This window comes from Escherichia sp. S10b (genome assembly GCF_028421345.1).
Classification (GTDB): Bacteria; Pseudomonadota; Gammaproteobacteria; order Enterobacterales; family Enterobacteriaceae; genus ECMA0423.
Map to the genome: position 1 here is coordinate 1 of NZ_JAHZSO010000127.1, position 960 is coordinate 960.

Below are 960 nucleotides of genomic sequence, written 5' to 3' on the forward strand. Positions count from 1 at the left end.
CCGGCGTTTCCGAAATAAATATGAAAACACTGAGCGGTTGTGCAAATTCTTTGTGCGACCGTGAAGTGTTGCCGGCGAAGCCGGGATCTTCCGGAGAAAGTCATTATGACATCAGACAATATCGCTGAATATGTTGGTGAGAATAATCAATTTACTGAGAAGCCTGTAACTGAATACCCCCCGGTGATACAGGATAATACAGTGACCACTAAAGACTATCTGTACAGCAATAATATTGATACTGACCTTTTAGTGGTTATCGGAGGGCTTATTGTTATATTGTTTCTCATGATGCTTATCATGTACTTTATTAATTCTCTCAGGCATAAGAAATTAACTGAAATACTGGGAAAAATATCTTTTCCTGAAAAATCCGGGAGCAATTTGCTTAAACCGGAGGCGGTCAGCTGTAATTTGTTGTCCCTGTGTGTGCTGGCACCGGTACTCTGTACACCCAGAAAGCTGGCAGAAGTCTCCAGGGAGATCATCGTGGCGAGTGCGCAGGAAATTGCATGGACGCCGGGGAGCAGTCGTATTGATGGTCATCAGGGCGAAAATATTACCTGGTCTCTGTCATCGCAGTCTCCTGCCGATAAGTATGATCTCATCAATAAAACGTCCCGTGTTTCTCCTGACAGTGGCCGTTTTTATGAACCGGACACAGTTCTGGATCACCGTGAACGGGTACGCCTTTTTATTCAGATCCAGTTTCCGCACGGGAGTGACTGGTCTGAAGTATTGCGCCTGACTGACATTGTTACAGAGAAGGTCTCTTCCGGCAGGGCTGCAGGCGGGTATCACCACCGGCATACAGGGTACACCTGGTCTGTTTCCCACATCATCCTTTTCTGCCCTGTTCCAGATTTTCCCGGAGTTTCATCATGAGTTTTAACGCAAAGGATATGACCCAGGGCGGTCAGATTGCGTCCATGCGTATCCGCATGTTCAGCCAGATCGCCA

Annotated in this window: 2 protein-coding genes; both read left to right on the forward strand. The window is 46.9% G+C overall.

Annotated features, from left to right (window positions below; genetic code table 11):
• Nucleotides 1-105 precede the first annotated feature (105 nt).
• Nucleotides 106-885 carry a hypothetical protein gene (locus FTE26_RS08465; protein ID WP_000199914.1) on the forward strand — a complete coding sequence of 260 codons (780 nt, stop codon included), beginning with the start codon at nucleotides 106-108 and terminating at the stop codon, nucleotides 883-885.
• Nucleotides 882-960 (forward strand): conjugal transfer protein TraD (locus FTE26_RS20055; RefSeq protein ID WP_152031210.1); only part of this gene is annotated, 79 nt, incomplete at its 3' end. The genes FTE26_RS08465 and FTE26_RS20055, both read left to right, overlap by 4 nt.